Here is a 24,174-nt window from a genome sequence, read left to right as displayed (position 1 = left end):
TTTTGAAATTTCTGTGTGTTAAAATCTTGAAATTAGCCTAAAAACCTGTGATAAAGCCATTTTACATAAGCAGAATTGTAATATGAGCAGCAAAATTAAAATTTTTGTGATTTTTGTTCAAATAGGAAAAGAGCATAAACAGGTAAAAAACGTTTTTCGAACTTTAAAAGACGTTTTTTCAAAACGAGGAGAAATTGGTAAGTAATTCTGCTATACTTCTGTTTACAAAATACGCTAAAGAGAAAGAGAGCTAGCATCTATGAAACTTCTTAAAACCATTCTCTTGCTTTTATTGATTGTCATTGGTATAGCGACAGGCTATGTCCAACTAGGGCAACATAAACAAGAGACGACAAACTCTTCTTATGACAAAACCATTCACTTTCCATCAGATCGATATCCAGAAACCGCGAAGCACATAGAAGAAGCTATTGACGAAGGTCATTCTTCCATTTGCACCATTGATCGAAAAAATAGTGATGAGCAAAGAGACAAATCACTTCATGGCATTCCAACAAAGCGTGGTTATGATCGTGATGAATGGCCAATGGCGATGTGTAAAGAAGGTGGAGCAGGGGCTTCTGTCAAATATGTACGTCCTTCGGATAATAGGGGGGCAGGCTCTTGGGTAAGTCATCAATTATCAGATGATCCTGATGGCACAAGAATCCAATTTATTATCGAGTAGCACGATCTTTCCTTTTTTCATAACAAAAATTTCTGTGTAAGTGCATTCACGTATATCAAACATTTTTTTCATGCCGATAATCTTTAAGGAGGGATACCCTACCTTATACCTAAAGGAGTAAAAAGCATGAAGAAAAAAGGAAAACTGAGGCTTGGCGCCAAAATAATGCTGATCTTTTTAAGTGTCCTCATCGTATTTTCAGCAGTGGTTGGTTATGTAGTGAACCGCGAAATGACAGAGAACATTAAGCAAATGGCCACCGAAAAAGCAAAAGGCGATCTAAAGCTAGGATACGCTTATCTAACTGAAAAGGTTGCTGGCTCGTGGCAGATAAAAGATGGCAAGCTTTACAAAGGAAATACTCAAATCAATAACCATGACACATTGGTTGATCAATTAGCCGAATATACTGGTGATACAATCACGATTTTCCAAGGAAATACCCGTGTTGCCACAAATGTCATGTTAAACGGGAAACGAGCTGTAGGAACCGAAGTCTCACCTGAAGTAAAGGCCGCTGTTTTGGATAAAGGCGAGAATTATTACGGAACAGCCAATGTTGCCGGGAAAGACTACCAAACGGCTTATATGCCCATCAAAAATGATACAGGGGAAACGATTGGTATTTTCTATACCGGTGCAAATCAAAGCATGATTTCACAAATGCTTCAGTCTTTCTTTATTCAATTTGTCACGGTCCTACTGTTAAGTTTAATTGTTTCTGTTATCATTATTTCTATTTTCACAAAGCGGATTCAGACACGTCTCAAACATATGGCATCTGCTATTAAGAGTGCGGGCGAAGGAAATTTAACCATCAACGTGACAGATCACACAGGCGATGAACTTTCTGAGCTGGCAGGTCACTTTAATAAGATGCGTGAGAAATTAAATCAAACCATCTTAAATGTGATCAAAACATCTGAATTAGTAGCCACCTCTTCTGAGGAGCTGTCAGCTAGCGCAGAAGAAACGAGTGCAGCATCAGAAAAAATTACCCATACCATTCAAGAAGTCGCTCAATCGTCTGAACAGCAATCAGCCCAAATGACAGCTAGTGAGCACACGATGAGACAAGTATCTAACGAGCTAGTAAACATCACTGAAAATGCGGGACAAATGGCAACAAGAAGCCAATCCGCACAAGAAATGGCCCAAAAAGGTGTACAAAATATCGGTGAAGTCAATTCACAAATGACATCTATTGCAAAATCAATTGAAGAGAACGGTACAGCAATTCAAGCGCTAGAAACACGTTCAGCCGAGATTGATCAGATTTCCAAAGTGATTACAGATATCGCTAACCAAACAAATCTACTTGCTCTTAATGCGGCCATTGAGGCAGCACGCGCAGGTGAACATGGAAAAGGTTTTGCCGTTGTGGCAGACGAAGTGAGGAAGCTCGCAGAAGAATCGCAAACATCATCCAACATGATTTCACATCTCATTTCCGAAATACAAAAAGAGATGAATCATTCGACGAGTGCCATTAAACGAGTACGAGAGGAAGCGACTCAAGGGGCTGTTCTTATTTCTCATACAGAGGAATCATTTATTGACATTCAGCAGTCAATGAAGGAAATGGCAGATGGCATTAAACATTTATCAGATGCATCCCAAAAAATCGCAGCTTATACAAATGATGCGAAGCAAACCTTTGCCTCTATCACAGAAGGCGTTAAACTGACGAGTGAACATTCACAACAAGTAGCAGGTTTAACAGAAGAACAATTTGCAGCAATGGAAGAAGTAACAGCTTCATCAGAGGCTCTTGCCCATTTAGCAGGAGACCTAAAAGAAATGGTTTCACAATTTCACATCTAGATCCCTCAAACAGTAGCGCAAGACGGCGACAATCGTCTTGCTGCCTAACATTCTCTTCAATTATCTTACTTTCAAACATTCACTTTTCAACATGATCGCGAGCTGGACAAATTTTATGAATAAAGGAGTTATCTATATGAATGATTTAAATCAAACGTATCCCCTATCTATCTCCTATCACCAAATCACCGTATACACTGGAAGCACGACGCCACCTGTGATTGATTGGACAGATGACGATATTCTTCAAGGATTCGCAACTGGGGATCGAGGTATTTCTTTTGAAGGTATCAATAACGGAAAGGCTTCTATTATCGTGACATTAAACAGCCATGAGCCTCCATCATCCGTTGATAGAGTCATCACAGTGCCATTTACTCATTCAAGTGATCAGGTTTATCTGACAAGTGTCATGGCACAGGTACTGTCTTTCTCCATTCCAAAAGGAGACTATCAGCTCACCTGCTATATATCTGAGCACCCTGATCAAGATCTCTATTATTTTGATTTTCAGACTGCTTAGATCACGCCTGGTCGTACTGCTCAAGCCATTTTTCTGCAAAATCGACTGATTCTCTCATCGGCAATAAATACGAATTGGCTAGCCCGATTTGACTGTGGTTATAACTACATTCTGATTGTAAAAAGTCACGACCAATCTGTTCAAATAGTTCTTCTCTTGTGATGATATCTTGATACTCTTTCCACACCCTCCAACCATCCTCTAAAATGGGGGCCCCTCGTGTCATGAGGTCTTGCTGTGAGATTCGATATTCAGCTAAGTGAAAAGCTGTAACACTCTCGAATGACGTGCCAATTAGCAGCACTTTTGCATCAAGATCGTACATACGTCCAAGAGGTGAATTTTCTCCTAAACCATAAGGAAGCGCATGGTGGTTCAACACTTCATGTTTCCTTTTCCCCCAGGCGGTGAATGAGAAATGAGGATGATTGCTTCTTTCTACGCCTGGGTATTTCCAAAAGGTCTCCGCTACCTTTCCCATTGCTGTTGGAGCTGTGTAAGCCGGATCAAATGCAGGCATCGTGTCTTTGATCGGTTTCCACCAAGAATAAGGAACAGGCGGATTGATCCAATCAGCAGGATCAGACAGCTCTAATGTTTGTGCCGGCATAATCAGTGTTCCTTCATCTGTTAAAATATCCATCATAGCTTGTATAACGGCTATAGCTCCTCCATTCACCCAGCCAATAGATGACAAGGATGAGTGGACACATAAGGTCATGCCCTTCCTCACACCGAGTTGAACCAAATCCGCTTTGATTCTTTCCTTTGTGATCGGCTCAACCTGATGTTCGATTAATTTTTTCATCGTTTATTTCCTCCTGCGCCTCATCTATTCTTGATGAGTGAGACGTTTCACAGCGATAGACAATTTATAATTTGCATGCTTTGTTAGCTCCGTTAAAAATTGATCAAGCTCATCATGACTGGAGAAATGTCCTTCAGCCATATAACAGCCCTCTCCACTAATTTTAAACAGGTTTTTGATTTCTTCCTTTTGATGGAGAAACGATAAAAGCGGTTCATGATCATGACTTCGGGTAAAGAGCTGCAAAAATGTTTGGATGTTCTGCTGTGTCCGCCAGTTAATTGAAATGGTATAGGCTTCAATAATCCCCTCTTCTTCAAGCTTTAAAACTCTATTTTTAGCAGCTTGACCGGTTAAATGGACTTTTTCACCAAGTGCTTTCATCGTCAATCGACTATTCTTTGAGAGTTCTTTTAATATATCCATATCTGTTTTGTCTAGCATTGGCTCACCTCTTTCAAAAATCAAGTCGTTCCGCTGAAAGACTTTCATGATCCTCTGTCACATGAGGCTCTTTTAATATACTGTAAACTTAATGAGAAAAAAAGGAGGCCTTTCTAATGAAAATAACACTCATTCGTAATGCTACTTTATACCTTCAATATGGTCCGTCAACATTTTTAATCGATCCCTTTTTAGCAGCAAAAGGAACCTATCCACCGTTCCCGCATACTGCCAATCAACATGCAAACAATCCAATTGTTGAGCTGCCTGCAAACATTGATTTGGACAAGATATTACAGCCGGATGCTGTCCTGCTCACTCATTTACATGTAGATCACTTTGACGACGAGGCAAAAAAGAGATTAGCTCAAACTTTGCCGATCTATACTCAATCAGAGAAAGATCGCACGGAAGTAAAAGAAGCTGGATTTCAGCATGTTACATGCATTGAAGATGAAATGGATGTTTGCGGTGTTCATATCAAACGAACTGGCGGGCAGCACGGGACAGGAGAAACCGCTAAACGGATGGGACAAGTGAGCGGTTTTGTTTTCTCTCATCCTGATGAGCCTACTCTTTATATTGCAGGAGATACCATTTGGTGTGATGAGCCGAAAGAGGTTGTGAATACATGTCAGCCAGATATTATTGTGGTCAATAGTGGGGCTGCCCAATTTTTAGAGGGAGATCCAATTACGATGACAAAGGAAGAGATTGTAGACATTCACCATACTCAACCACAAGCTCAAATCATCGCCTGTCACCTTGAAGCCGTGAATCATTGTTTATTAACAAGAGCCGCATTAAAATCTTACATTCAAGAGAATCATGCAGATCAGGCCATTTTTGTCCCTCAAGATGGTGAGACGCTGACCTTTTAACACATAAACAATAAAAACCGGCACCTTGCTGCCGGTTTTCTTAAACTTATGGTCGATGGTGCTGTGGTTTTTTTAGTAATGGAACAAACCCGTTATTTTTTAAGTGATTGTAATGTTCATCCATTCGTTTTGTGATGTGCGTGCCTTGTTCCTTCGTTAACACACCATACTGAACGTATTTTTCGATCACTTCTTTTCGTTTAGACAAAATTTGCTGTTCAAGTACTTCAATTTGTTTTTGTTGCTCTGTCGTTAATTTTACTTGATGCGTGACGGGGCGCTTTTCCATTTGGGGTGTTTCTCCATGAGCCGTATTCACCTGAAAACCAAATAATAGCACCATCGTTAGTATGATCAAACCACTTGTTTTTTTCATCTCTGTCGTTCCCTCCTTTATTCGATTTTAATTTGCGCACTCTTTCCTTTTTTATACATTATTCACCCCATCAAATTGCACATAATATTCTTACTTTTTCGCTTTTCATCTGAAAACGTTGTCCTAACTGAAAAAGCGTGCTATGTTTTGTTTTGTATAAAAAATAGAGGAGGATTCTTAAATGAGTCGTTTTTATCATAGAAAACCTATATGGGTGCTGCTTGTTGTGTCTGCTCTCATGCTTGTCATGTCTGCTTGCAATCAATCAGGCTCATCTCAGTCTGGAGAATCAAAGTGGGATCAGATTCAAAAGAAAGGGAAAATCGTGGTCGCTACTTCAGGCACCTTGTATCCTACGTCTTACCATGATACATCGAACGGCAAGGATCAATTGACTGGCTATGAAGTGGAAGTCGTCAAAGAAGCATTTAAGCGCCTTGACGTAAAAGTAGAATTTAAAGAAATGGGTTATGACGGTATGCTCAGTGCCATTAATTCAGGTCAGGTGGATGCCGCTGCAAACGATATCGACATCACAGATGACAGGAAAGATAAGTTCGCCTTTTCAACACCTTATAAATACTCATATGGAACCGCTATCGTCAGAAAAGATGATCTGTCAGGTATTAAAACGCTAAAGGATTTAAAAGGAAAGAAAGCAGCAGGTGCTGCAACGACCATTTATATGGATGTTGCCCGTAAGTATGGTGCAAAAGAAGTCATCTATGATAATGCCACAAACGAGCAATATTTAAAGGATGTTGCAAACGGCCGTACAGATGTCATTTTAAATGACTACTACTTGCAAACACTGGCGCTTGCTGCATTCCCTAAGCTAAATATTACGATCCATCCAGACTTAAAATACATGCCGAATGAACAAGGGTTTGTGATGAAAAAAGACAATACAGAGCTTCAAAAAGAATTAAATCGTGTATTAAAAGAGATGAAAAAAGACGGAACCATGAAAAAGATTTCGGAGAAATTCTTTAATCATGCTGACGTCTCAAAGAAAATTGATGTTGATGTCGAAGATGTCGACATTTCTAAATAAGGAGCCGCAGCCGTGGGAGATATTCATTTAGAATATATCTTTAATCCTGCACTGGCAAAAGCGTCATTTCCGTTTGTGATGAAAGGCATCTGGCTGACGCTGCTCATTTCTTTTGTGAGCATGTTTTTTGGTACGATTCTTGGCTTTTTTATTGCCCTTGCTCGAATGGCAAATACGTGGTTCCTTCGGCTGCCTGCACGGCTGTATATTTCATTCATGCGAGGGGTTCCCATTCTGGTCATTTTGTTTATCCTTTATTTCGGATTCCCTTACATCGGCATTGAATTTACAGCTGTCACTGCTGCTATTATTGGATTCAGCTTCAATAGTGCTGCATACATTGCCGAAATTAACCGGGCGGCTCTCTCCTCTGTTCCAAGTGGTCAAGTGGAAGCCGCCAAATCACTTGGTCTCAGCTATTGGCAAACGATGCGCGGAGTCATTTTGCCTCAATCCGTTCGCATTGCACTGCCGCCCCTGACCAACGTCATGCTTGATTTAATCAAAGCTTCCTCACTAGCGGCAATGATTACTGTGCCAGAACTCTTCCAGCAAGCAAAAATTGTGGGCGGAAGAGAATTCGATTATATGACCATGTATATATTGGTTGCCTTGATTTACTGGGGCATATGCAGTGTGGTCTCATTGCTCCAAGACTTTTTGGAAAAACGCTATGCAAAATATCTATAACAACAAAAAACAGATCCATGGGATCTGCTCAGATTGTTAACAAAGGGCTAAAATGAACTTGATTTTAGCCCTTTGTTTTCTTTTCAGCGTGATAGAAAACCTTTGCAGTCTAGGAAGGACGAGTACTGGCACGGAGCGAATTTGACATTCGTGAGCACCAGCACGCAGGACTGACAAAGAATGCGAGGGTTTGTCTATGCGCTGAGATCCATTGGATCTGCTTTTTAATGTATCAACCATAACCACACATACAACCCCAATAACGTGATGATCAGCGTCGGTATGGTTAGAATGATTCCAGCTTTCATGTATGCCCCCCAAGAAATATGCACACCTTTTTTCTTCAAGACATGAAGCCACAGCAATGTCGCCAATGAACCGATTGGGGTCATTTTCGGACCAAGGTTTGAGCCGATGACGTTGGCATAAATCAGTGCATCTCTCATCACACCTGCTGTATCTGTGTGACCGATGGCAATCGCATCAATTAAAACGGTTGGGAGGTTGTTCATGACAGAGGATAACACGGCTGCCAGAACCCCCATAAACATCGTTCCCGCAAGTAAACCGTGTGACGCCCCCTGTTCAATCCATGCCGCTAAAATTTCTGTCAGGCCGACATTTTTCAGCCCATACACCACGACATACATGCCGATAGAGAAAAACACAATCGACCACGGTGCTTCTTTGACGACTCGTTTTGTCGCCACTTGTGGACTCCGTTTCGCCAGCCATAAGAAAGCAATGGCAATGCCTCCTACAATGATTGACACCGGAATGCCTGCCAATTCCCCAGCAAAATATCCAACAAGCAAGCATCCTAACACATACCAAGATAACCGGAACATGCGCAGATCACGAATGGCCGAAGCTGGTTCCTTCGCCTGCGAAACATCGTACGTTTTCGGTATGAGTTTCCGATAAAACACATACAACACAAGCATACTAGCGCCAAGCGATACAAGGTTTGGGACGAACATGTTTGCTGTATATTCAAGAAAGCCAATATGAAAATAATCAGCTGAAACGATATTGACCAAGTTACTAATGACAAATGGCAAAGACGTCGTATCTGCAATAAAGCCGCTTGCCATGACAAATGGCAGGATCATACGCTCATCCAGCTTCAGCGCTCTGACCACAGATAAAACGATCGGGGTTAAGATAAGTGCCGCTCCATCGTTGGCAAAAAAAGCTGCTACCACAGCGCCGAGCAATGTTAAATAAATAAACATGCGGACCCCGTTCCCTCTTGCGGCTTTTGCCATATGAAGTGCCGCCCATTCAAAAAAACCAATCTCATCTAAAATCAATGAAATGATGATAATTCCAATAAATGCAAAGGTGGCGTTCCAAACAATTTGGGTAACTTCCCATACATCGCCCAAATGAACGACCCCAAAAGCAAGCGCAAGAATCGCTCCCCCGCATGCTGACCATCCAATGGTTAAACGTCCTGGCTGCCAAATGACAAGGACGAGGGTCATGATGAAAATCAAAATGGCCAAGGTGACTGATCCCAAAGGTGGCCCTCCTTTCACTTTCCTTATAAAATCTTTATCTATCATACAACGAAATAAGGCAATTGTATGCCATTTTATCATCTCGCATAAAAATCCGCAGGTCAGCCTTTGCACCTGCGGAGTCCACGTCTATTGATCTTTTTTCATCAGCATCAATTCAATAAATAACTGACATCGCTGGCTAAAATGACTTAAATCAATAGACGTCATTTCAAAAATTTGTTTCATTCGATAGTTTAGTGTATTTTGATGAATAAACAACTGCTCTGCAGCTGGTTTTAGCTTGCAATTATTCAATAAGTAGACCTCTAAGGTTTTTAAAAATGATGTTTGGCTGTCACGGTCTTTTTCCTTTAGGCGCAACAAATCTGGATTGAAGTCGTTTTTCTTTTTTTGGTGACTGTAAATCGAGTCTAAGAACCGGAAGACCCCCAAATGCTCGTAATCGTATGGAATCAATTCCTGTCCGCCGACAATCTTCACTGCTTTCACGACTTCTATCGCTTCAAATCGACTTGTGCTCATTTTCATGACATCTCGATATTCTCTTCCCATCCCAATATATAAAGGAGATGGGTGTGTATGCGTTTTCGATTGAAGATGGGCGATGACATCCGCTGCGGTCGCTTTTGGTGAGTGGCGATCTGACAAACTGCCTAATATAACAACGATGTCTGCTTGCACAGAGTAGACGTGATTGACCTTGTCTTCTAGCTGTAAATAGGTTCTGATCATATCCTTCACATCTTCTGCCGTCTCACTTTTGTTATCGGCGGCATGAACAACCATCACAGTAAAGACAGCTGGCAGTGGAATGCTTAAATTCTCAGCTTCCCATTTCAGCTCTTCTTCTGTATAAAAATGATCATCCATGACCTTTTTGAAGAACTCTTCAATTTTGCCTTCCTTTTTCTCCAACTGTTTCTTATTTTTATAAATAACTTTTCCAACCTGAAACGATGCCTCGTGTAAAAATTGCAGCTCCTCTTGAGAGAGAGAATCTTCAATGTCCTGCACCCAAATAAAGCCGACAACCTCTTGTTTGTGCTTGGCGCTCACAGCCACTCGTCGATTAAACCCGAGCTCCTCATGACCATTCACATAAAAAGGATTTGAATCTGTATATAGCTGCTCAATGACCCCTGTTTTTTTTAACCAATCCACCACAGCTCCCGGACATTCCTTTGAGAAAATGGTTTGCTGATTGACTGGGTCGAACTGCTGGATGCTGTAAGAATTATAAGCAAGCAGCTGACATTCAGTACTTTCTAAAATGACTGGTTTTTTTAAATACCCACTAATAAATGCAATTAATTTATCGACATCAAAAAATGTATGAAGCTTTTCTAATATCTCTTCCATCCCGATTGCTCCCTGAATAAGTGATACATTTATCATACTTCTTTCCAGTCATATTTGTATAGAAACAAGTCGTAGACAGGTAAAAAAAGCATGAACTCGCCTGCACGAGTTCATGCTTTTCCATATTAAAACATTTCGCTGATCGTTTTGGCCTGCATGTGCAGAGCAAGATAATCTGGTCCGCCTGCTTTTGAATCAGTTCCTGACATTTTAAAGCCGCCAAATGGGTGGTATCCCACAATCGCTCCCGTACAGTTACGGTTAAAGTAAAGGTTCCCGACATGGAACTCCTGCTTCGCACGGTTGATGTGATCACGATTATTAGTAATGACCGCACCGGTTAACCCGTATTCTGTGTTGTTGGCTACTTCAAGCGCCTCATCAAAGCTTGAGACTTTTGAGAAAGCTAGGACAGGTCCAAAGATTTCTTCTTGCATTAAACGAGATGTTGGCTCTAGATCTGCAAACACGGTTGGATGAATGAAGTACCCTTCTGAATCATCACTTGTTCCGCCAGTGACTAGACGGCCTTCTTGCTTGCCAATTTCGATATATTCCGTGATCTTGTCAAAGGAAGCTTGATCAATGACAGGTCCCATGTACACATCAGCTGATAACGGATTCGCTGTTGTTTTCGTTTCTGTGATTTCTTTCACTCGCTCAACGACTTGGTCATACAGTTTCTCGTGGACGACTGCCCGAGATCCAGCCGAACATTTTTGACCTGAGAATCCGAAGGCTGATGTGAAAATGGCGTTAGCGGCTAATTCGACATCTGCATCTTCATCTACAACGACTGTATCTTTACCGCCCATTTCAGCAATGACACGCTTTAAATGCTGTTGTCCTGGCTGTACTTTTGCCGCACGTTCAAAAATACGTGTGCCCACTTCTCTTGATCCAGTGAATGTAATAAGGCTTGTTTTCGGATGATCTACTAAGTAATCTCCTACTTCTGCTCCGCTACCTGGCACGAAGTTGACAACACCTTTCGGAAGACCTGCTTGCTCCAGTTCTTCTACAAAGCGGGCAGCAATGACAGGCGTCGCACTTGCTGGCTTTAATACGACTGTATTCCCTGTGACGATTGGTGCAACGGTTGTTCCTGCCATGATCGCAAACAAGAAGTTCCATGGTGGAATGACAAGCGTCACGCCAGTTGGTGTGTACACATATTGATTGCGTTCCCCTTCGCGGCTGTTCACCGGTTTGCCTTTCGCAAGCTCTAGCATTTGACGGGCATAATACTCTAGGAAGTCAATGGCTTCTGCTGTATCTGCATCCGCTTCATTCCAAGGCTTCCCTGCTTCTTTTACGAGAAGGGCTGAATACTCATGCTTTTTACGGCGAATGCTTGCCGCAGCGCGGAATAAGACGCCGGCTCTTTCTTCTGGAGACGTGTAGCGCCATGTTTCAAACGCTTTTGCCGCAGCTTGAATCGCTTGCTCTGCCTCTTCTTTCCCAGCTTTTGATACGGTACCCACGACTTCTTCCTTCTTCGCTGGATTGATCGAGACAATCTTGTCTGTTGTTTCGATTCTTTCTCCATTAATCACAAGCGGATAGGTTTGCCCAAGTGATTCTGTTACTTTGGCTAATGCTTGTTCAAACGCTTGGCGATTTTCTTCCTGGCTAAAATCCGTGAATGGTTCATGCTTGTAAGGTGTTGTCATCTTTGTCACGCTCCCGTTTCAAATTATTTTCTCGTCATCCCTTTTAAAGCAAATGCAATGTTTGCCGGTCGTTCTGCAAGACGTCTCATGTAGTAGCCATACCACTCTCGTCCATACGGGGTGTAGACCCTCATTTGATAGCCTTCCTTCACGAGTGCTTGCTGCGTTTCTGATCTCATGCCATACAGCATTTGAAATTCGAACTGATCTGTCTGTATATTGTGTTTTTTCACAATATGTTTCGTAAATTCGATCATTTGATCGTCATGTGTCGCAATGGCTGTATAATTCCCTGAGAGTAACTGCTTTTCGATCAGCTTCTTGTAATTCTGATCGACGTCTTTTTTGTTTGGATACGCCACTTCGGCAGATTCCTTATAGGCACCCTTTACAAGTCTTAAAAATGGCTGCAACTCATTTAGGTCATCAAGATCTTGTTCTGTTCTGTACAAATACGCCTGCAAAACCGTACTGACATACTCATATTGAGATTTCATTTCTTTAAAAATGTCCAGCGTTTTTTGACAGCGCTGTTCATCCTCCATATCAATTGTCACCATAATACGGTGTTTCTCTGCCGTATCTAAAATGCTTTTCATATTGCGATACACGAGATCATCGTCAATATCTAAGCCAAGCGATGTCATTTTAAGTGAGACGTGGGAATTGAGTCCCGCCTCTGCAATTCGCTGAATGGTTTGAATACACTCATTCGTCCGCTCATTTGCAATCTCTGCCTTTGTGACAAACTCACCAAGGTGATCAACCGTTACGGCCATACCTTGATCGTTTAATCGTTTGATGACAGGGATAGCGCTCTCAAAATCCTTCCCACCGATGATTTTCTTTGATGCAACAGCACTTCCCCAATTACGAGCAATATGGTTCAAGAGACTGCTTTTTGACAAAAACAAGAAGAAATTTCTTGTGACCGACTCCATAAAGGGCACCTCCCACTCTTTGTAAGCTATGTCTTTATTGTAAGGCTCATGAGCTGTCCGCTACAATATTTGAAGATGACAAAAATTCTGACTTTTTTTGTGGTTTTATCACAATAAGAGATAAAAAAGAGCCTGCCGCTAACCGGCTGGCTCTTTCACGCTTACGCCCACACCTCATCAAGGGTAGACTGCAAAAGCTTATTTAATTCTTCAGTGAGATTGTCCTTCGGCTGATTGTAGCTTTTCACCAATTCATCAAAACGAGCCAGCTCTTTGTCGATAAATGGATGGACATGTACAAGGCGGTCCTCTAAATCCATTTCTTCTCCGTCCATTTTACGTTTGAGCAGTTCGTGAATTTCTGCTAACAGCGGGCCTTCCTCCACTAGCTCCTTGAGTAATTCATGAAAGTCCATGGGTGGAACCGTCCGGTAACGTTCAATCCACTGGCAGGCAAGCAGCGGACGAAGCACATAGAAATACTTCTTGATTCGCACCTGCTCTCCTCGTAAATGCCGGCTTTCATTCCGCTTCGCCATATTGAGGTAATGATACATCAAAGCCGCAGGGTAAAACGCTCGATCCTTTAATTCTCTCAGCCTCTTGGCTAGAGAGAAGGATTCAGCATAAACGATGTCAGAAGACAGCCATTCCATAATGGATGGATTCGATTTATTGAATAAACGCAACGCCTTTCGCAGCTCCCAGCCGCTGATATCAAGCATGTCTTCAATTGGCCGTTCAATGACATCACGATGCTCTTCCATCGCCCAATACCATTCTTTCTGGGGAACGTATAAAAAGCGAACATCATAATCACTATCGGTCGAGGGAAATCCCCATGCCCTGCTGCCCGATTCAACGGCGAGACAAATCTTGACGTCATACGTTTCTTCGATGATTTTCAGCTCTTCCTTAATTCTTTCTCTCAAGTGTCCATCAACTCTTTCTATAGAATTCTGCATGACTTCTTCACCTTTTGGGAAAATACGAATAAGACATATATGAAAAAGGAGTTGGATCTGATGTCTATATCTCGCATTATGAAATGGATCACTGGGATTTTTGAAGCTTGCCTTGCTATCCCTGTGATCGGAGGTCTATTCGTTATCAGCAATGGCTATTCACCGCTCATGGTCATGCTTATTCTGCATATTATCACACTCGTCTTATCGAAGCGAGACCAGGGACCAATGATCGGAAGTATCATTGGCATTGTCACATCCTGCCTGGCATGGATTCCGATTCTCGGATTCATCCTTCACATCATCACAGCCCTTGCCCTGATCGTTACAGCATTAGTACCTGATGAAAAAACAAGACAGAACACCAGTTATTAAGCTGATCGCTCCAATAGCTGAAAAAGACAAAGAGCTAAAATGAATGTCATTTTAGCTCTTTGTCATGCTCTTATGTTGATAGAAGCAAATGCTTTTGTAAAAAGGACAGCTTCTCTGTTTGAAAAGCAGGAATAAACTCGTGCCCAAAATATCGGTACACTTTCAGCTCTTTATCTGTTTCTAAATGATTGTATGCCGCAAACACGGTGGATGGCGGTGTCACTTGATCAATCAGACCGATCGCCATCAATGTTGGCTGTTTCACCCAGCCGGCTAAATTGATTAAATCAAAATAGCTTAATGTCTCAAATGCCTTTTCCTCCACTTTCGGATCACTGTTTCTTCGAAAGTATGAATTGATTTCTAAATAAGGCTGCTCCAAGGCTACATCAACCGCACGCTCAAAATTTGATAAGTAAGGATAGTCTGCCACAACGACTTTTGGAATATCTGAAAGGGCTGCGGCCGCAATCGCTAACGCACCCCCCTGACTTCCACCGATCACGCCGATACGGTGTTCATCTACTTCGGGGAAAGACTGAATGACTTCGAGTGCACGAACAGCATCTAGATAAACGCCTCGATAATAGTACGTATCCTTCGATAAAATGCCTTTTGTCATCCACCCTAATGCATGCCCGCCTGGCGTCACTAATGTGTCTTCACTGCCACCTTGACCACGGACAAGCATTCCAAACGTCGCATAGCCATGCAGCGCCCAGTTGACGATGTCGTGAATGCCGCCGTCATAGCTGGCATTATAGCCATGAAAACGAACGAGCGCTGGATGCGGACCAGTTTGATCAGGCACAGCATAAAAGCCTTCAATTTTAGAATGTCCAAAGCTTTGATACGTCAGGCGGTACACCTTGACGCCTTTCACTGGATAGTCATAAGATTCAAGTGTTGGCTCTGCCTCCACTTGGTGCAGTTCTTCGAGCGATTTCTTCCAAAAGTCTGAGAAATCAGGACGTGCTGTTTTCTTTGGTTTATATTTTTTTAGCTCTTCTAGTGATAAATCGAACAATTGCATATCATACTATTCCCCTTTGTTTTATTAGTTATGAGTATCATACCACTCATTTCTTGATTGAGAAAGTCATTTAACAAAACCTTCTGACATTTCTATTGGCAAAGATGACGGAAAGCTTTATGATAAAGAAACTGGCTTGAAGACTAGATACTTCAGGCAATATCACCCGAACCATCCATTGCATGAAACGAATAAAGGAGGAAGACAGACATGAACATCGCCCTGATTCAAATGGACGTACAAATAGGAGAACCTGATGTAAACTTTCAGAAAGCAGAAGCGTTTTTAGAAGAAGCCATCCGTCAACAGCCTGATTTGATTATTCTACCTGAAATGTGGAATACCGGCTATGCACTGGAACAAGCGGATGAGCTTGCCGATGCAGATGGTGAGCGGACAAAACAACTCTTCTCTTCCTTTGCTCGTCAGCACCAAGTGTATCTCATCGCTGGAAGTGTCTTGAATAAACGGACAACAAATGAAGATATCACCAACACAATGTATGTGTTTGACCGTCAAGGTGAGCTTTTGTTAGATTATGATAAAATTCATTTATTCCGCTTAATGGATGAACACAACTATTTAACCGCCGGTCATCAGCTTGGTTTATTTAACTATGATGAAGATGTCAAGATTGGCACCATGATCTGCTATGACCTCCGCTTCCCTCAGCTTTCTAGGACGCTCGTGAACAAAGGGGCGAAGGTGCTTATCAATACCGCTCAATGGCCGTCAGCAAGAGTGGACCATTGGCGCAGTCTGCTCATCGCAAGAGCCATTGAGAATCAGTCATTTGTGATTGCGGTGAACCGGACGGGCACAAGCAGAGACACTGAATTCCCTGGTCACTCCATGGTGATTGACCCGCTCGGACGCATTCTGCTTGAGACAAATGATGAAGAAGACATTTATTATGCAAACATTGATCTTCAGCTCGTAGATGAAGTGAGACAACAAATCCCCGTCATGACAGATCAGCGGCTGGATTTATATTAGAAAGCAGGGGGCTCCCTGCTTTCAGCGTGTAGACAAACCCTCGCATTCGGTGTCAGTCCTGCGTGCCGGTGCTCACGAATGTCAAATTCGCTCCGCGTCGGTACTCGTCCTTCCTAAACTGCAAAGGTTTTCTATCACGCTGAAAAAAGGTAAAAGCAGGGGCCCCCTGCTTTTTACGTTTGATTAAACGTTTGTTTAAGCTTTTCCTTGATTCTGTTGAAGGTCCATGAAGGCTTGAGCGGCTTTCGTTAAATATCTTTCTTCCACATATGCAAACACAAGTGTGCGGGTTGGGCATGAATCAATGTGTAAATAAGTGACTGCTTTCCTTTCCTCTTGTGCCACCATTTTCGGCACCACTGTCACCCCTAGCTCATTTTCAACCAATGCCTGAGCTGTTTGAATATGACTCGTTTCAAATGCAATCCTCGGCCGAAAACCATGATGACGGCACAGTTCCGTGACCACTTGCCGAAAGCCATATCCCTCTTTCAGCATAATAAATGGGGCATCTTCCAGAAGACGAAACGGGACAGACCCTTCTTGATCCGCTTGATTGATGATTTCATTCAGTTCATCTGTCAACCACGGTTGAGCCGTTTGCGGAATGGCGAGAAGAAGCGGCTCGGTCAGCATTTGTTTTGTTTTCAATGATTCATGCTCGACAGGCAAAGAAAGAATCGCCAGATCCAGTTTCCCAGTGAGTAAACGTCTTTCTAGCTCACGAGGCGATTCTTCTATCAAATGAACGTGAACATGCGGATACGTTTGACAATAGGTTTTTAATAAACTTGGCAGGACATATCCCCCTGTAACAGCTGGCGCACCGATCATCAGTTCTTTCCCCACCTCATAAGCAGCTTCCCCCATCTCACGCAATAAATCATCTCGTTCCTTCAAAATGGTTTCTGCTCTTTTGATCAATCGGTTTCCCTGAGGTGTAGGAGTGACTTGTCCATACTTCCGAATAAACAGGGGAGTATCTAATTCTTCCTCAAGTTTTTTAATTTGCTGACTTAATGAGGGCTGTGCAATGTGAAGTTTTTCCGCTGCTTTTGTAAAGCTTTGCTGCCGGTACACTTCCATGACATATTCCATCATTCGTATATCCACTTCTCTCACCTCATAGGTTTTAACTATTCATATCATATCTTTTATGTCTTAGACAAATCACGGGAAGAACCCTACGATAAAGAAACAACAAAAGGGGGTAAAGAAATGAATCCATATTCGAAAGCCGAGAAACAATTCTCACAAAATGCAGAGAACTACCGAGATTCACCCATCTTTGCAGCTGGAAAAGAGCTTGAATGGATGAAAACGGCGGCGAAGCCAAAGGGCGATGAGCATCTACTTGATATCGGCTGCGCGGCAGGTCATACCATTTTTTCCTTTTCAGACGTCATCTCTAAAGGAATCGGGATTGATGTCACACACAAAATGATCGAGGTTGCTACAGCACTTGCGGATGAGCGCCAGCTGAACCACATTACGTTTGAGCAGGCATCCGCAGACGCATTGCCCTTTTCTGATGCATCATTTGATCTCGTCACATGCCGATTTGCTGCTCATCACTTCCCACATCTCCCGGCAGCCATGTCTGAAATCAGCCGAGTCTTAAAGAAAGGCGGCAAATTTCTACTTGTGGATCATTATGCACCTGAAAACCAAGCACAGGATGACTTTATTAATCATTTAAATAGACTGAGAGATCCCTCCCATGTGCGAGAAAGCTCGTTATCAGAATGGAAAGAGCTTTTCGCTGACAACCATCTGACGAAAGAAGATATCCGTTACTGGGATCTGCATATTGATTATCAGGACTGGATCATACGTGGACGTACACCAGAAAATGTTCAAAAGGAAATCGTTGCCCACCTTCATGCTGCAGACGATGAAACGAAACAGCTGTTTCAACAACAATTCGACGAACATCGTCAGCCAACATCCTTTTGCCTAAAAGCCGCACTGCTTCAAGGGATCAAACACTGATTCTATAGAAAAAAGTCTACCCTAAAGCGGTAGACTTTTTATTTAGAATATAAATCCCAGCCGAGCTTGAGTGTGTCGACAATATAATTGGCGACTTCTTCAGCTTCTAGATGATCTGTTTCCACTCTTGAGTTATGGAGGGAATAAATTTCCCGGCGCTCTTCAAACAGCTCTTTCATCTCGTCAAGCGTGCGGTTATGAAGAACAGGACGGTTTTCAATTAAAATATCCAGCCGCTGCTTCCAATTCTCCCAAGATAGGTCAAGGAAAAGAACCGTACAATGCTTTAAGCAAGATCGTTTGATTTCTTCCTGTTTAAACGCACCGCCTCCAAGAGACACGATCTTTAGCTGAGTATGTTCACATAAATCGACGATATAGTCCTTTTCAGCCTGTCTGAAGAACGCTTCTCCTTTTTGCTGAAACATTTCTGGAATCGTCATGTTGTACTTTTTCTCAATCTCCTGATCAACATCAATAAAATCTCTATATAACTTTTTGGCAACCAGCTGCCCAATGGTTGTTTTCCCAACGCCCATAAAGCCAATGAGGACAATATTTCGCTGTCTCACAGGAATCTCTCTATTGTTTTTCATGTTCGTGACACGTCCTCCTTACGACAAGGAATGCTACATAATGTTTCTATTATATGATAAATGGACTGAGAAAAGATAGGCATTCTTAAAAATTGTGTTTGACGACGTAACCGAGCTGTTCGGAGAGCTTCTCGGCATGCTCTTTCACTTTTTGCTGCAGCTGAGGGATGACATCTTCAGTAAATCGTTGGGTCGGTCCAGATATGGATAAACATGCCTGCACTTCCCCATGAATGTTAAAGATCGGTGCCGCCACTGCCGCCGATCCGACTTCCCGTTCATCAATACTGCAAGCGGTATGCGTTTCAAGAATATGACGACATTCTTTTTGCCATTCCTCCATCGTCATGTGATCAGCCTCAGATGCGAAAACTTGCTGTTGAAACTCTTCGGTTTGGAAAGCAAGCAGCACCTTTCCACCAGCACCAGCGTATAACGGCAACTTCTCACCGATTTTCACAAGATGCCGAATCGATTGCAGCCCTTCGGCTTGTTCAATACATACCCTGCTTTTGTGATCGAGCACATACAGGTTGACGGTTTCCTTTGTTTCATCACGAAGTGTGTACATGAGCGGTTTTGCCAGTTCCCTCAATTTGATGGACTTCCCAGCAATATAACCGAGAAGATAAAGTCTTTGACCGAGCCGGTACTTCATTGTCTCTTGGTTCTTTTCCACAAAATGATTCATTTCAAGTGCCTTGAGCAGTCTCGTTGTGGTAGACATTGCTAAGTTCATCTCTTTTGAAATGTCCGTTAGCGTCAACTCTTGACGTTCTTCGCTAAAGCAAGAAAGAATATCCAAAGCGCGCTGAACGGTACGCAATCCTGATTCTTCTTTTGACTTCTTATCAGCCATGTTCACTTTCTCCTTTTCCCCTTTGATTTCTTATCGACATGATTGACCAATTTTGCTATAATCCATTTTAAATGTTCCACTAAAAGAAAACAAATTCCACTGTACGGAATAAAACCAATAGATGTTTTGATGGAGGAGATATCATGATCTACCTGCTCATTTTCACACTTCTTATTAGCTTATACATCGTTCATCAACTATTCCCTGCTCCCATTCTCTCCTATTTGGTTGGTCTGCTGGCGGCTGCTTCGCTCACCATTTCCTTTAAGAAGGCAAGTGGGCTTTATTTGAAAACGGGTGCTATGTTTCTATTGATTGGATTGGTGTTATTTTTCTGGTCAGAACAGCCTTTGCATACGCTTTTTCTTCATTTTCATTCCATGCTAGGCTTGCTCTCTTTATTTTTCATGTTGCCATTTATTCATTCTCTCATACATGTTGGACATTTCGATACTCAATTAAATAAACTGCTTACTTTACATACAACGAGTACAAATCAGCTTTATCGCAAGAGTTCATTTGTCACTCATGTTCTTGGCATGTTTTTAAATATCGCAACGATTCCCTTATTATATACATCCTTGAAACCGTCGCTGAACGCCCTTCAGGAACAAGTCAAACAGCACCTTTATACGCGCAATCTTTTAAGGTCATATGCGCTATGTCTTAGCTGGAGTCCTGTCGAAGTACTGGTGAGTGTCACCATTGATGCAACCAAATTGAAATATTATCAGATTGCACCCGTTACGTTTTGTTTAATGGTGCTTGTGCTGTTGGCGGATTGGTTGCTGTTTTCTCGTCAAAGCAAACGATTGCCGCATATCATCCAGCCGGCAGAAGCTCACTCCAACCCTCATCGCATCAAGAGAAAAACCCTTCAGCTTGCTTTCATGCTGCTCAGTTTTATGACTGTCGTTTCGCTTGTTGACGCCTGGATTGGAAAAGGTTATCTGTTCGCTGTTGTGCTGACGATTATTCCTTTCGCTCTATTATTCTCGTCTATCATCAAAAAACGAAAACAATATGTAGCCGTCTCTATTCCCCATTGGAAAGAACGAACCCGTCAGCTCTCCAATTATATGTGTCTATTTTTAAGCGCGGGCTTCTTTGTCGATATGCTGCTTGTCACAAACAGCCTGCAGCCGATTCAAGCATTTATCGTCAGTATATCAGATCATGCCATTTGGGTTTATGGGGTCATCGGGCTGTATTTTCTCATCACCGCTCTTTGCGGTTTTCATCCGCTTGTTTCGCTTGCTCTCTTAGTGAGCTTGATGGCACCTGTCATTCATGAATTGCCTGCCCTTCCCATCGCAATCATGCTCATTATCGCTGGAACCTCAACGGTCATGTTTAGCCCATATAATGTATCTGTCTCCCTATTAGCCGATTTGATGAAGGTCAATCCTTACCGAATCACTCGATGGAATATCTGGTTTGCTGGTTTTTATATCAGCATGGGGATCGCATGTGCAACGATCATCACCGTCATCTTTTATTCATAGAAAAAGAGAACCCTATGAGTTCTCTTTTTCTTGCTCTCTATTATTTTAATTGAATCCGTTCAATCTTACCTACAATAAAGATATACGACAACGCTCCGCCTAATGCCACTAGGCTGACGAATAAAATACCGCCGTTGTAAGAGCCTGTCGCCGATACGATGAATCCGATAATCAGCGGGGTGATGATGCCGGATAAGTTAGCAAAAAAGTTAAATACTCCGCCAGCCAGACCGACCATTTCTCGTGGTGCCACCTCAGACAGCATGGTCCAGGAGATATTAGACAGTCCTTGTGCAAAGGAAGCGATGGATAAAATGGTCAGCACAAGCGGGATATTCGTTGTAAAATTCGCTAAAACAATGGTACTTGTCAGAAGCAGACCGACCACAACCGGCAGCTTTCTCGCTACATTGACCGATACACCCTTTTTAAGCAACCAGTCAGACACATAGCCTCCAAACAGCACCCCAAAGAATGCAGCGATGTATGGCAGGGATGCCGCAAAACCCACTTTGAGAAAGGCCATATTTTTCGCCTCTGCTAAATAGGTCGGAAACCATGTTAAAAAGAAAAAGAGGGTAGACGCAACAGAAAATTGACCAATATAGAGTCCAATCAATTTACGATATTTTAAAAGTGCGGCAAAGTCTGCCCATTTCAGTTTCTCCTGTGATGCCACTGTCAGCCCTTCGCCTTGACGGATCAATTCTAACTCATCTTCATTGATCTTCGGATGCTCTTTCGGTTCGTGATAATACTTGTACCAAAAGAAAGCAAATATAATACCGAGCGCACCAGCAGTGATAAAGACGGTTCTCCAATCGAAAGTTGTCATGATCCAAAAAAGAAGAGGTGTCGCAAATGCAAGCCCCACATACTCTCCAGCGGTATAAACCCCTGTTGCAAATGCGCGTTCCCGCCTTGGAAACCATGTGGTCACAATGCGGTTATTCGCAGGAAATGCGGGAGATTCTGTAATTCCGATAAACAAACGGCAGCCAAATAAGAAGGCAAAGCTGTTCGCAAACGCCTGTAAACCGGTGAAAATAGACCAAGTCACAAGTGATATTCCATACGTTACCTTTGATCCAAACTTATCAAGAATAAAGCCGCCAGGGATCTGCATGGCTGTATAGGTCCAGCTAAATGCTGAAAAGATGAGGCCTAATAAGGCAGGGTTTAATTGCAATGAAGACTGAATCGCAGGTGCAACAATGGATACACTGGCTCGATCAATATAGTTAATAGCGGTAATAAAAAACAACAGAATCAAGATGCCGAAACGAGCTTTTGTTGGTTTCGCATAAGCAGGCCGCAAGTCGTTCCCCTTCAGTTCTGAATGCACTTTCATAACCATCCTCCTTTGTTTCCGCAGCGTGCGGATCGGTTGAGTGTCTTAAATGACCCCTTTTTCTTCTAACTGTTTACACTCTTCTTCTGTGAAGCCAAGCATTTTCGTTAAAATTTCATAATTATGTTCACCTAAATCAGGCGCAATATGGCGGATACTACCGGGGGTTTTTTCAAACTTCGGAATGATCCCAGGCACCTTCACTTTTCCAAGTCGCGGGTGATGCACCTCGACAATATTTTCTCGTGCTTTAAATTGCGGATGCTCAAAGATATCCCGAATGCTTAGAATCGGACTCACAGGCACACCATGTGTATCTAGAATGTCTAGGACGTCATCTCTTGTTTTGGACGCAATCCACTGCGAGACGATCGCATCCATTTCATCGTTATGCTTCAGCCTGGCTGCATTCACAGAGAATTTCTCGTTCTCAAGTAAATCTAAGCGATTCATCGCCTCTGCCAATCGATTAAAGGTCGAATCTGTACTCGTCACAAGAACCAAATAATGCCCGTCCTTTGTCTCATAGGTGCCGGCAGGGCTTGAATGACCGCTTAACCCTGGTGAACGCTCACGCACCTTTCCTAGCTTGTCATATTCAGCAACCAAAAATTCTAACATGCGGAACACAGATTCATAGAGAGCCAAATCCACCATTTGCCCAGTTCCTTCTGAATGTGTGTCACGGTAATACATCGCTGTCACAGTGGCAAACGCCACATAGATTCCTGCGATATAATCCGTAAGGGAAAAGGAAGGGCTGACTGGATGCCGATCTGGAAACCCTTGAATATATGTAAAGCCGCTAAACGCCGTCGCAGGTGTACCAAATCCCGCCTTGTCCTTAAACGGACCGGTTTGCCCATAACCCGAAACACGAATCATAATTAAACGAGGGTTGATTTCTTTTAATACATCGTACCCAACGTCCCATTTTTCAAGTGTTCCTGGACGAAAATTTTCAATGATCACATCAACCTGCGCTGCAAGCTTTTTAAAAATGTCTTTTGCTTCTTCTTTGTGCAAATCGAGTGTAAGAGATTTCTTATTCCTTGAAAGCCCTGACCATCTCAAAGGTTCACCATCTGCAAAAGGGCCAACATGCCGCAGTGTATCCCCTTTTCCGGGAATCTCGACTTTAATGACCTCTGCACCGAAATCCCCTAGAAGCACCGCGCCGTATGGTGCAGCAATCATTGTAGAAACATCTAATATTTTGATTCCTTCAAGCGGTGTATTCTTATTCATTGCTTGACTCCCTTTCGTTCAATTGATAAAGGGCTAAAATGCTTTCTATTTTAGCCCCTTTTCTTCTTTCTCTCGTGCAAGGTTTTTTAGTCCTTCGGAAGCTGCCCTTGCGGTGTATAGAGCCAAATCAGCCATAAAGGTTCGTCCCCTGTGTTCACATGCTGATGTGAGACACCATCTGGAATAAACATAAAGTCATTTTGTTTAAATGATTGTCTTTCTCCATCGCAAATGACTTCGCCAGACCCTTTAATCACATAATCAAATTCCTCTGAACCCGGGTGATTGTGTACCGAGCTTGCTTCGCCCGGCTCAAAAATAGTGAGACCTGCCATCATATGCTCTGACCCTACGGTATCTGGTGTGATCGTTTGAAACACTTTCCGAATCATTTTCTCTTCTGGATGATCTAAACCTAACCATAATGGATGACCGTCTTGAAATGGATTTAATACTTTAATTTTCAT

Annotated in this window: 25 protein-coding genes; 10 read left to right on the top strand and 15 right to left on the bottom strand. The window is 42.6% G+C overall.

The annotated features are described in order from the left end of the window. Positions 1 to 259 precede the first annotated feature (259 nt). From MHB38_RS01940 to MHB38_RS01930, 3 genes are all read left to right on the top strand, one after another. Positions 260 to 688, top strand: a complete 429-nt coding sequence (locus MHB38_RS01940) for a NucA/NucB deoxyribonuclease domain-containing protein (RefSeq protein ID WP_007498233.1) — start codon at positions 260 to 262, stop codon at positions 686 to 688. Positions 689 to 814: 126 nt separating this feature from the next. Beyond that, positions 815 to 2,512, top strand: coding sequence for a methyl-accepting chemotaxis protein (locus tag MHB38_RS01935; protein ID WP_035390503.1), 1,698 nt, complete (start codon positions 815 to 817; stop codon positions 2,510 to 2,512). Between the two features lie 136 nt (positions 2,513 to 2,648). Next, complete coding sequence (locus MHB38_RS01930; RefSeq protein WP_041091056.1) at positions 2,649 to 3,035, top strand: competence protein ComJ; 387 nt, start codon at positions 2,649 to 2,651, stop codon at positions 3,033 to 3,035. Between the two features lies 1 nt (position 3,036). On the opposite strand, the gene MHB38_RS01925 is transcribed toward MHB38_RS01930, so the two are convergent. Further along, a complete protein-coding gene (locus MHB38_RS01925) occupies positions 3,037 to 3,843 on the bottom strand; it encodes an aminoglycoside N(3)-acetyltransferase (RefSeq protein WP_202734000.1) in 807 nt (268 codons plus the stop codon). 24 nt (positions 3,844 to 3,867) lie between these two features. Continuing rightward, positions 3,868 to 4,287: an Lrp/AsnC family transcriptional regulator gene (locus tag MHB38_RS01920; protein ID WP_026050043.1), complete on the bottom strand. Its 420-nt coding sequence runs from the start codon at positions 4,285 to 4,287 to the stop codon at positions 3,868 to 3,870. Between the two features lie 116 nt (positions 4,288 to 4,403). Here MHB38_RS01920 and MHB38_RS01915 point away from each other — a divergent pair, with 116 nt between their 5' ends. Then, positions 4,404 to 5,168, top strand: a complete 765-nt coding sequence (locus MHB38_RS01915) for an MBL fold metallo-hydrolase (protein ID WP_017366587.1) — start codon at positions 4,404 to 4,406, stop codon at positions 5,166 to 5,168. 46 nt (positions 5,169 to 5,214) lie between these two features. On the opposite strand, the gene MHB38_RS01910 is transcribed toward MHB38_RS01915, so the two are convergent. Beyond that, positions 5,215 to 5,544: a YckD family protein gene (locus MHB38_RS01910; protein WP_017366586.1), complete on the bottom strand. Its 330-nt coding sequence runs from the start codon at positions 5,542 to 5,544 to the stop codon at positions 5,215 to 5,217. Positions 5,545 to 5,782: 238 nt separating this feature from the next. Between MHB38_RS01910 and MHB38_RS01905 the strand changes: the two genes are divergently transcribed. Together MHB38_RS01905 and MHB38_RS01900 are read left to right on the top strand one after the other, a co-directional pair. Then, complete coding sequence (locus MHB38_RS01905; RefSeq protein ID WP_370529221.1) at positions 5,783 to 6,598, top strand: transporter substrate-binding domain-containing protein; 816 nt, start codon at positions 5,783 to 5,785, stop codon at positions 6,596 to 6,598. A 12-nt stretch (positions 6,599 to 6,610) separates the two neighbouring features. Continuing rightward, the gene (locus MHB38_RS01900) at positions 6,611 to 7,288 is read left to right on the top strand and encodes an amino acid ABC transporter permease (RefSeq protein WP_008347854.1); all 678 of its coding nucleotides are present in this window, start codon (positions 6,611 to 6,613) and stop codon (positions 7,286 to 7,288) included. Positions 7,289 to 7,512: 224 nt separating this feature from the next. Here the strand turns inward: MHB38_RS01900 and MHB38_RS01895 are convergent, their stop codons facing one another. The 5 genes from MHB38_RS01895 to MHB38_RS01875 all read right to left on the bottom strand — a co-directional run bounded on the left by MHB38_RS01895 (position 7,513) and on the right by MHB38_RS01875 (position 13,752). Further along, on the bottom strand, positions 7,513 to 8,811 hold the full coding sequence (locus MHB38_RS01895; protein WP_008342056.1) for an arsenic transporter: 1,299 nt from the start codon (positions 8,809 to 8,811) through the stop codon (positions 7,513 to 7,515). Positions 8,812 to 8,940: 129 nt separating this feature from the next. Next, entirely contained in the window at positions 8,941 to 10,173 is a 1,233-nt protein-coding gene (locus tag MHB38_RS01890; protein ID WP_341002182.1) for a PucR family transcriptional regulator, read from the bottom strand. Positions 10,174 to 10,298: 125 nt separating this feature from the next. Then, positions 10,299 to 11,846 carry an L-glutamate gamma-semialdehyde dehydrogenase gene (gene pruA / locus MHB38_RS01885; protein WP_007498254.1) on the bottom strand — a complete coding sequence of 516 codons (1,548 nt, stop codon included), beginning with the start codon at positions 11,844 to 11,846 and terminating at the stop codon, positions 10,299 to 10,301. A gap of 23 nt (positions 11,847 to 11,869) precedes the next feature. Continuing rightward, positions 11,870 to 12,787 carry a proline dehydrogenase family protein gene (locus tag MHB38_RS01880; protein WP_007498256.1) on the bottom strand — a complete coding sequence of 306 codons (918 nt, stop codon included), beginning with the start codon at positions 12,785 to 12,787 and terminating at the stop codon, positions 11,870 to 11,872. Positions 12,788 to 12,948: 161 nt separating this feature from the next. After that, on the bottom strand, positions 12,949 to 13,752 hold the full coding sequence (locus tag MHB38_RS01875; protein WP_129548076.1) for a nucleotidyltransferase domain-containing protein: 804 nt from the start codon (positions 13,750 to 13,752) through the stop codon (positions 12,949 to 12,951). Between the two features lie 60 nt (positions 13,753 to 13,812). Here MHB38_RS01875 and MHB38_RS01870 point away from each other — a divergent pair, with 60 nt between their 5' ends. Beyond that, entirely contained in the window at positions 13,813 to 14,127 is a 315-nt protein-coding gene (locus MHB38_RS01870; protein WP_008342068.1) for a hypothetical protein, read from the top strand. Between the two features lie 70 nt (positions 14,128 to 14,197). On the opposite strand, the gene MHB38_RS01865 is transcribed toward MHB38_RS01870, so the two are convergent. Next, positions 14,198 to 15,160, bottom strand: a complete 963-nt coding sequence (locus tag MHB38_RS01865; protein ID WP_182489524.1) for an acetylxylan esterase — start codon at positions 15,158 to 15,160, stop codon at positions 14,198 to 14,200. Between the two features lie 210 nt (positions 15,161 to 15,370). Between MHB38_RS01865 and MHB38_RS01860 the strand changes: the two genes are divergently transcribed. Next, positions 15,371 to 16,156: a carbon-nitrogen family hydrolase gene (locus MHB38_RS01860; RefSeq protein WP_182489526.1), complete on the top strand. Its 786-nt coding sequence runs from the start codon at positions 15,371 to 15,373 to the stop codon at positions 16,154 to 16,156. Positions 16,157 to 16,351: 195 nt separating this feature from the next. Here the strand turns inward: MHB38_RS01860 and MHB38_RS01855 are convergent, their stop codons facing one another. Beyond that, positions 16,352 to 17,257 carry a LysR family transcriptional regulator gene (locus MHB38_RS01855; protein WP_249670464.1) on the bottom strand — a complete coding sequence of 302 codons (906 nt, stop codon included), beginning with the start codon at positions 17,255 to 17,257 and terminating at the stop codon, positions 16,352 to 16,354. 117 nt (positions 17,258 to 17,374) lie between these two features. Here MHB38_RS01855 and MHB38_RS01850 point away from each other — a divergent pair, with 117 nt between their 5' ends. After that, positions 17,375 to 18,148, top strand: coding sequence for a class I SAM-dependent methyltransferase (locus MHB38_RS01850; protein ID WP_341002178.1), 774 nt, complete (start codon positions 17,375 to 17,377; stop codon positions 18,146 to 18,148). Between the two features lie 38 nt (positions 18,149 to 18,186). Here the strand turns inward: MHB38_RS01850 and MHB38_RS01845 are convergent, their stop codons facing one another. Both MHB38_RS01845 and MHB38_RS01840 read right to left on the bottom strand, forming a co-directional pair. Continuing rightward, positions 18,187 to 18,744 carry a shikimate kinase gene (locus tag MHB38_RS01845; RefSeq protein ID WP_007498270.1) on the bottom strand — a complete coding sequence of 186 codons (558 nt, stop codon included), beginning with the start codon at positions 18,742 to 18,744 and terminating at the stop codon, positions 18,187 to 18,189. 85 nt (positions 18,745 to 18,829) lie between these two features. Next, the gene (locus MHB38_RS01840; RefSeq protein WP_113747516.1) at positions 18,830 to 19,603 is read right to left on the bottom strand and encodes an IclR family transcriptional regulator; all 774 of its coding nucleotides are present in this window, start codon (positions 19,601 to 19,603) and stop codon (positions 18,830 to 18,832) included. 143 nt (positions 19,604 to 19,746) lie between these two features. Here MHB38_RS01840 and MHB38_RS01835 point away from each other — a divergent pair, with 143 nt between their 5' ends. Continuing rightward, positions 19,747 to 21,108 (top strand): hypothetical protein, encoded by a 1,362-nt coding sequence (locus MHB38_RS01835; RefSeq protein ID WP_048001311.1) that lies wholly within the window; start codon positions 19,747 to 19,749, stop codon positions 21,106 to 21,108. A 40-nt stretch (positions 21,109 to 21,148) separates the two neighbouring features. On the opposite strand, the gene MHB38_RS01830 is transcribed toward MHB38_RS01835, so the two are convergent. The 3 genes from MHB38_RS01830 to MHB38_RS01820 form a co-directional block, all read right to left on the bottom strand. Beyond that, a complete protein-coding gene (locus tag MHB38_RS01830; protein ID WP_025206713.1) occupies positions 21,149 to 22,459 on the bottom strand; it encodes an MFS transporter in 1,311 nt (436 codons plus the stop codon). A 45-nt stretch (positions 22,460 to 22,504) separates the two neighbouring features. Continuing rightward, positions 22,505 to 23,707: a CaiB/BaiF CoA transferase family protein gene (locus MHB38_RS01825; protein ID WP_035390514.1), complete on the bottom strand. Its 1,203-nt coding sequence runs from the start codon at positions 23,705 to 23,707 to the stop codon at positions 22,505 to 22,507. Between the two features lie 86 nt (positions 23,708 to 23,793). Next, complete coding sequence (locus MHB38_RS01820; RefSeq protein WP_008342095.1) at positions 23,794 to 24,174, bottom strand: cupin domain-containing protein; 381 nt, start codon at positions 24,172 to 24,174, stop codon at positions 23,794 to 23,796.

The organism is Bacillus sp. FSL K6-3176, from assembly GCF_038003325.1.
Classification (GTDB): Bacteria; Bacillota; Bacilli; order Bacillales; family Bacillaceae; genus Bacillus; species Bacillus altitudinis.
The sequence above is the reverse complement of the archived record's forward strand: the minus strand, read 5'-3'. Positions and strand labels throughout refer to the sequence as shown.

Coding starts and splice junctions, on each gene's coding strand:
- MHB38_RS01920 (WP_026050043.1), bottom strand. CDS start 4,287: ATGCTAGACAAAACAGATATGGATATATTAAAAGAACTCTCAAAGAAT.
- MHB38_RS01845 (WP_007498270.1), bottom strand. CDS start 18,744: ATGAAAAACAATAGAGAGATTCCTGTGAGACAGCGAAATATTGTCCTC.
- MHB38_RS01935 (WP_035390503.1), top strand. CDS start 815: ATGAAGAAAAAAGGAAAACTGAGGCTTGGCGCCAAAATAATGCTGATC.
- MHB38_RS01880 (WP_007498256.1), bottom strand. CDS start 12,787: ATGGAGTCGGTCACAAGAAATTTCTTCTTGTTTTTGTCAAAAAGCAGT.
- MHB38_RS01835 (WP_048001311.1), top strand. CDS start 19,747: ATGATCTACCTGCTCATTTTCACACTTCTTATTAGCTTATACATCGTT.
- MHB38_RS01820 (WP_008342095.1), bottom strand. CDS start 24,174: ATGAAAATTAAAGTATTAAATCCATTTCAAGACGGTCATCCATTATGG.
- MHB38_RS01890 (WP_341002182.1), bottom strand. CDS start 10,173: ATGGAAGAGATATTAGAAAAGCTTCATACATTTTTTGATGTCGATAAA.
- MHB38_RS01850 (WP_341002178.1), top strand. CDS start 17,375: ATGAATCCATATTCGAAAGCCGAGAAACAATTCTCACAAAATGCAGAG.
- MHB38_RS01825 (WP_035390514.1), bottom strand. CDS start 23,707: ATGAATAAGAATACACCGCTTGAAGGAATCAAAATATTAGATGTTTCT.
- MHB38_RS01915 (WP_017366587.1), top strand. CDS start 4,404: ATGAAAATAACACTCATTCGTAATGCTACTTTATACCTTCAATATGGT.
- MHB38_RS01830 (WP_025206713.1), bottom strand. CDS start 22,459: ATGAAAGTGCATTCAGAACTGAAGGGGAACGACTTGCGGCCTGCTTAT.
- pruA (WP_007498254.1), bottom strand. CDS start 11,846: ATGACAACACCTTACAAGCATGAACCATTCACGGATTTTAGCCAGGAA.
- MHB38_RS01905 (WP_370529221.1), top strand. CDS start 5,783: ATGCTTGTCATGTCTGCTTGCAATCAATCAGGCTCATCTCAGTCTGGA.
- MHB38_RS01870 (WP_008342068.1), top strand. CDS start 13,813: ATGTCTATATCTCGCATTATGAAATGGATCACTGGGATTTTTGAAGCT.
- MHB38_RS01865 (WP_182489524.1), bottom strand. CDS start 15,160: ATGCAATTGTTCGATTTATCACTAGAAGAGCTAAAAAAATATAAACCA.
- MHB38_RS01875 (WP_129548076.1), bottom strand. CDS start 13,752: ATGCAGAATTCTATAGAAAGAGTTGATGGACACTTGAGAGAAAGAATT.
- MHB38_RS01930 (WP_041091056.1), top strand. CDS start 2,649: ATGAATGATTTAAATCAAACGTATCCCCTATCTATCTCCTATCACCAA.
- MHB38_RS01840 (WP_113747516.1), bottom strand. CDS start 19,603: ATGGCTGATAAGAAGTCAAAAGAAGAATCAGGATTGCGTACCGTTCAG.
- MHB38_RS01940 (WP_007498233.1), top strand. CDS start 260: ATGAAACTTCTTAAAACCATTCTCTTGCTTTTATTGATTGTCATTGGT.
- MHB38_RS01855 (WP_249670464.1), bottom strand. CDS start 17,257: ATGATGGAATATGTCATGGAAGTGTACCGGCAGCAAAGCTTTACAAAA.
- MHB38_RS01925 (WP_202734000.1), bottom strand. CDS start 3,843: ATGAAAAAATTAATCGAACATCAGGTTGAGCCGATCACAAAGGAAAGA.
- MHB38_RS01860 (WP_182489526.1), top strand. CDS start 15,371: ATGAACATCGCCCTGATTCAAATGGACGTACAAATAGGAGAACCTGAT.
- MHB38_RS01910 (WP_017366586.1), bottom strand. CDS start 5,544: ATGAAAAAAACAAGTGGTTTGATCATACTAACGATGGTGCTATTATTT.